Genomic DNA, 5,825 nt, shown 5'->3' with positions numbered 1-5,825 from the left:
GTAGGGTGTAGGGAATAGAAACCGCATCCCCCCCAGCCCCCCTTTGTAAGGGGGGAGAATTGGGGGTTTCGGGTTCTGTCCCCGAACTGAATTGTCAACACTTGCCTCGCTCATTGCCATATCAAATCTGGTGGTTGAACCTGCTTCGCAATGGAATCGAAAATCGGCGATAACTCGAATCCTCGAACCCCCATCAAATCGGCTTTTTCTACTTCCCCACACCCCACACCCCACGCCCGCACACCCCACATCGCTATACAATGCTTAAGGAGAAATTGACGATTGAACCGGGTGAGGTGTGGAATTCTAACGTTATGCTGACTGATGCGATCGCAAATTTAACTTGGGGAGTCGCTTCCGTGGTGTGGGTGGAACTGGTGCGGGACGGCTATCACGTCCTGGCCCACCTCTGGCAACCCCTCTACCGCCTCCACGCTTGGCACCACCGGGTTTTCAAGCCGGACTACACCCCCGCCAACGAGACGATCTATCGAAAAGCCCACTGGTACAACGACGTCCCGGAGGCGATCGTCATGCTAACCTTCAGCCTGGGATTGTGGCTGGGAATCTGGGCTCTCACCGGCGAGCCCCACTGGTTCGCCCTGGCGGGTGCGATCTATACTTCGGGTTTCCTCTTTCCCGCGATCGCCCGGGGGTTGGGCGTTCCCCGCGCCGACGAATTGACGGATTTAACCCACCTCCCCGGCCCCTTTTCCGAACCGCCCTCCCGGTGGTTCGTGAACCGAACCTACCACTGGCGGCACCATTTCGACAACCAAAACGCCTACTTTTGCGGCACCCTCACAATTATCGATCAAATCATGGGAACGGCACTTTCTCTCAAAGGCAAAACCGTCGCCGTCACCGGGGCTTCCGGCAGTTTGGGGCGATCGCTGCTGCTGCACCTCCACAACGCCGGCGCCAAACCCATCGCCCTCTCGTCGAGCCCCCAACCCGTCACCCTGACGGCGGACGGGAAAGAATTATCCGTCAAAACGATAACTTGGCAAGTCGGGGAAGAAGAACAATTGGCGGAATTATTAGAAACCGTCGATATTCTCATCCTCAACCACGGCATCAACGTCCACGGAGAACGCACCCCGGAAGCGATCGCGCTGTCCTACGAAGTGAACGCCTTCTCCAGTTGGCGGCTGTTGGAATTATTCCTAAAAACCGTCCGCACCAACACCAATATCGCCCGAAAAGAAGTTTGGGTCAACACCTCGGAAGCCGAAGCCAGCCCCGCCTTCAGCCCCCTCTACGAACTCAGCAAGCGCACCTTGGGGGATTTGGTAACACTGCGGCGCCTGGACTCCCCCTGCACCATCCGCAAACTGATTTTGGGTCCGTTCAAAAGCAACCTCAACCCCATCGGCGTCATGTCGGCGAACTGGGTGGCAAAACAAATCATCAACCAGGCGAAACGGGACTCGCGGACAATTATCGTCACGATCAATCCCCTGACATTTATCGCAATTCCCATCAAGGAATTTTGCGTTTCCACCTATTTCAAACTATTCACCAAATCCCAAAATTCTGAAACCGTCCCCGATTCCATACTGAAGAAGGGATAAAAAAAGTCAAAAATTCCCCATTCCCCATTCCCCATTCCCTACTCCCTACTCCCCAATTCCATGTCCACTCCCACCCGCGCCGCGATCGCCGCCGACTCCCCCCTCACCGTGGAAGCGGGGGTAAAAATTGCCGAAGCCGGGGGCAATGCCGTGGATATCGCGATCGCCGCCGCCCTGGCTGCCACGTTATCGGAAATGCTCATGTGTTCCTTGGGCGGTTCGGGATTTATCATGGTGCAGGTGCCAGGACAAGACCCGGAACTGATCGACGGGGCGGACGGGATGCCCTCGGGACATCTGACATCTTCAGAAAATGCCGACTGGTGGGAGGTTCATCTGCCCTACGGGGACGGCATCGACGTGCGGGGGGGACCGGCCGCGGTGGCGGTTCCGGGGATGTTGGCGGCGTTGGAGATGGCTTGGCGGCGGCACGGATCGCTGCCCTGGACAGAATTGGTCGCCCCGGCGTTGGAATTGGCAAATGGCTTTCCGATGGGGAAAACAACGGCGATGTGGTTGGATATCGCCGGAGCGCCGTTATTTTACCGCCAACCGGCCAGTCGCGAGTGTTTCTGTCCCGATCGCGACGATCCGCCCCGGGAGGGGAAATGGTGCCGCATTCCCGGCATGGCGGACACCCTGGAGGCGATCGCGTCGGAAGGGGCCAAAGCGTTATATGAAGGGGATATCGCCGCGGCCTTCGTCCGGGAAATGGCGGACGGGGGCGGTTTCGTGACGCGATCGGATCTCGCCGACTATCGGGCGATCGCTCGAAAGCCGTTAATGCTCAATTCCGGGGGATTTCAACTGGCTTTGAATCCTTTACCGGCGATCGGGGGCGTGGCCCTGGGGAGTCTGATCCGGTTGGCGGAATTGGACTGGAGTCCGGAAAATACGGAGGCGGAGCGATCGCTGCAACAGGCCCGCGCCCAACTCTGCCTGTTCCGACTGCGGGAAGTGGACTTCAAAACGCCCGATTTCGACGATCGCCGCGTACAAGTCCTCCTGGAACGGGACGCCCTGCGGACTTACCTCGACGCCCTCCATTCCCCCCACACCACCCATCTCTCCGTGGTGGCGGACTCCGGGGCGATGGTGGCGATAACGCTGAGTAACGGCTACGGGTCCGGCATCACCATCCCCGGCACCGGCATCCCCTGCAACAACAGTTTGGGGGAACCGGAGTTGAACCCCCGGGGCTTCCTGTCCGCGCCCCCCGGTTCCCGCCTCGTCTCCAACATGGTGCCCACCCTGGCCCGCCACCCCGACGGACGGGCGATCGCATTCGGGACCCCCGGCGCCAGCCGCATCACCACTTCGATGGCCCAAATGTGGGTCCGCTACGCCTTGGAGGGCAAATCCCTCGACGAGGCGATCGTCGCCCCCCGACTGCACGTCAAACTCGACGTCGATCCCCCCGCCATCCTCTGCGAACCGGGTCTGGACGTCAGTTTGTTGGAACGACAATTCCCCATCCGCCGATTCGATCGCCCCGATATGTTCTTCGGCGGCATCAAACTCGCCGGAATTGACGGAAACGGGGAACTTCAGGCGATCGCGGATTGGCGCCGCCAGGGGGCGATCGCAATTACGGCACCACCGTGACCGGGGTTCCCAACTCCACCTGTTCAAACAGGGCCACCACGTCCTCGTTGTACATCCGGACGCAGCCGTGGGAAGCCGCCTGTCCGATGGAGTTCACCGTCGGCGTCCCGTGAAACCCGATCGTATCCTTCCCGTCGCTCCAAAAACCGATCCACCGCAACCCGAGGGCGCTATCTTCCCCCGGCGGACGCACTTCCCCGCTCCAGGGATTCTGCCACATCGGATTTTCGACCTTCTGGATCACCTGGAAAGTCCCCGTCGGCGTCTCCCAACCCGGTTTTCCCACCGCCACCGGATAGCTGGCGACCTCCGTATCGCCCCGTAACACATAAACCCGGCGTTCCCCCAGGCGCAGTTCCAACCGCACCGGCAACTCGCCCCGGGGCAGGTAGATGGAGGGGTCGTCCAGGGGGGGGATGCTCGGATTTAAGAGGGCCTGGGGCGGACGGACGCGAATCACCGCCGGAGTCGATGCCGCCGCGGGTTTGGGTGTCCCCGCCAACAGCATCCCGATTCCCAGCGTCGCCATCGCGACCTTCTGCAGCCGATCCTGAAAAATCAATTTTGGGATCATATCCAGACTCCTCACCAAAAAACAAGATACCACCATTACAAAATGACTCTCTGAGGAATTTTGCAGTTCCGTTAAAATGCTAATAAGATAGCAGAATCAAACCGGATTTGGGAAGGTGAATCGAGAGTTGGAGAGGGCGAAGACCAGCGAGCCGCTACAACTGTCTAAATTAATCCTCCGCTTCCAATTCCTCGATCGCCGCTTCTGCCTTTTTCACCCCTTCCCGATCGTCCCGTTGTTCATAGAGATCCCGGGCTTTTTTAAAGGATGAGATCGCCTGGGGTTGCCGACCGCCCCTCGCTTTCAGAGCCAGACCCAAATTGTAGTGAACCGACGGTTCGTCGGGGAAGCGATCGGCCGCCCGCCGAAAACTGACGATCGCGCCGATATAATCCTCTTGTTGGAGTTGAATTTCACCCATCGCGATACTGGCATCCACTAGATCCGGCTTCATCACCAAGGCTTGCTGATAGGCCCGCTTCGCCCGTTCAAAATCTTCTTGGACGCGGAAAATTTCTCCAATTTGGTACTGAATGTCCCCGTTGTAGGGCGCCAATTGCGCCGCCTGTTGAAACGCCTGCAGCCCCCCCTCGCGATCGCCCTGTTGCAGACGGGCCGCCCCCAGTTTGATATAAATACTCGCTTCGTTGGGGGCCAACGCGATCGCCTGTTCGAGCATTTCTTCCGCTCTCGCCACGTCCCCCCATTTCAGCCAAGCCATTCCCAGGGACGCATGGGCCTCCCAATTCTCCGGCTCCAGAGCCAGGGCGACCTGATAGGCTTGAATGGCACCGTTGTAGTCCCCCTGTCGGAACAGACTCGCCGCCAACCCCAGATGGGCGTTGATATTATCCCGCTGCAAATTGGTCGCCCGCCGATAGGCTTGCGCCGCCGATGCATAATCTTGCAACTGTGCGAAACTGTACCCCAAACCGTACTGAAAATCACCGTTGTTCGGGTCGAGGGTGATGGCGTCCTGATAAAATTTCACCGCCGCTTGAAAGTTGCCCCGCAGGGCTTCCAAATAGGCGATCCCCGAATAAATTTTCGGGTCGCTCGGGTCCAGCCCCGCCGCTTGGACGTAGAGGGTGAGGGCCCGGTCAATATCCCCGCGATCGACGAGATCCCGCCCCTGTTGTAGCAATTCGTCGAGTTGGGCGGTATTGGCCGAGGAATTGGCCTGGGCTAAGGTTTCCGGCGGTCTGGCTGCGGCCGGAACGACGGCGGTCGTGGCGACGAGAGCCACCAAAATGTTACCGAGGAGCAGTTGAGTTGTCTTGAACACGGCCTAAAAGTGAGTGAGCGTTACAGTGAGCGATCCGATCATTTAGTTATACCATTAGCGGCCCCATCTGCAAGGGGATGATTTGAGAGCAAGAATGGTTAATACTATAATGCAATCCAATTCGGGATCGATCCGGGATCGATCCGCGAGTCTGCGATCGCCCTTCCCACTTATCTCCAACCTCCATGACCGACCGACAAGCATTAATCGCAGCCAACAAAGCATTTTACCGGGCATTTGAGAAAAAGGATATAGAGGCGATGAGTGCCGTCTGGTCTCGGGGAACTTCGAGCCTCTGCATCCACCCGGGCCGCGAAGCCCTCAAGGGATGGGATGCGATCGAGCGATCGTGGCAACAAATTTTTAAGGGAACCCAATACCTCGAAATTAATATCGAGATCATCTCCACCGATATCTGCGGGGAAATCGCCTATATTGTCGCGATCGAAAACGTCATGCAAATTGTCGGGCGGCGTCGGGTTCGAGCCGAGTCGATGGCGACGAATATTTTTCAGTTGATGGGCGATCGCTGGTACCTGATTCACCACCACGGCAGTCCCCTGATGCGGCGGTGATTTTGATCAATAAAAATCCATAAAAACCCATCAATAAAAATGGTAGGGGCCAGCCTCTGCGCTTGCCCGAAAATCTCAAATGGTGGCAACCGGAATCTCAAATGGTGGCAACCGTATCAGGTAGCCCCCACACCAAGTTCGGATGAATTTGGGGTGCGATCGCGCTCACCAAATGGTAGGGGCCAGCCTCTGCGCTTGCCCGAAAATCTCAA

The 5,825-nt window shown here is 58.0% G+C and carries 5 protein-coding genes; 3 read left to right on the top strand and 2 right to left on the bottom strand.

The annotated features are described in order from the left end of the window. Positions 1–314 precede the first annotated feature (314 nt). Complete coding sequence (locus LKE08_RS19155; protein ID WP_324705854.1) at positions 315–1,574, top strand: bifunctional sterol desaturase/short chain dehydrogenase; 1,260 nt, start codon at positions 315–317, stop codon at positions 1,572–1,574. A 60-nt stretch (positions 1,575–1,634) separates the two neighbouring features. Then, positions 1,635–3,179 (top strand): gamma-glutamyltransferase, encoded by a 1,545-nt coding sequence (locus LKE08_RS19150; protein ID WP_324705853.1) that lies wholly within the window; start codon positions 1,635–1,637, stop codon positions 3,177–3,179. Here LKE08_RS19150 and LKE08_RS19145 read toward each other — a convergent pair. Both LKE08_RS19145 and LKE08_RS19140 read right to left on the bottom strand, forming a co-directional pair. Further along, a complete protein-coding gene (locus LKE08_RS19145; protein ID WP_324705852.1) occupies positions 3,163–3,753 on the bottom strand; it encodes a L,D-transpeptidase in 591 nt (196 codons plus the stop codon). The two genes, LKE08_RS19150 and LKE08_RS19145, sit on opposite strands and share 17 nt — an antisense overlap. Positions 3,754–3,922: 169 nt before the next feature. Then, positions 3,923–5,038, bottom strand: coding sequence for a tetratricopeptide repeat protein (locus tag LKE08_RS19140; protein WP_324705851.1), 1,116 nt, complete (start codon positions 5,036–5,038; stop codon positions 3,923–3,925). 185 nt (positions 5,039–5,223) lie between these two features. On the opposite strand from LKE08_RS19140, the gene LKE08_RS19135 reads away from it, so the two are divergent. Then, positions 5,224–5,613 (top strand): nuclear transport factor 2 family protein, encoded by a 390-nt coding sequence (locus tag LKE08_RS19135; protein ID WP_324705850.1) that lies wholly within the window; start codon positions 5,224–5,226, stop codon positions 5,611–5,613. Positions 5,614–5,825: the final 212 nt, after the last annotated feature.

Origin of the sequence: Lyngbya sp. CCY1209, assembly GCF_035615495.1 — a bacterium.
GTDB lineage: Bacteria > Cyanobacteriota > Cyanobacteriia > Cyanobacteriales > Microcoleaceae > Limnospira.
The sequence above is the reverse complement of the archived record's forward strand: the minus strand, read 5'-3'. Positions and strand labels throughout refer to the sequence as shown.

Coding starts and splice junctions, on each gene's coding strand:
- LKE08_RS19135 (WP_324705850.1), top strand. CDS start 5,224: ATGACCGACCGACAAGCATTAATCGCAGCCAACAAAGCATTTTACCGG.
- LKE08_RS19145 (WP_324705852.1), bottom strand. CDS start 3,753: ATGATCCCAAAATTGATTTTTCAGGATCGGCTGCAGAAGGTCGCGATG.
- LKE08_RS19150 (WP_324705853.1), top strand. CDS start 1,635: ATGTCCACTCCCACCCGCGCCGCGATCGCCGCCGACTCCCCCCTCACC.
- LKE08_RS19155 (WP_324705854.1), top strand. CDS start 315: ATGCTGACTGATGCGATCGCAAATTTAACTTGGGGAGTCGCTTCCGTG.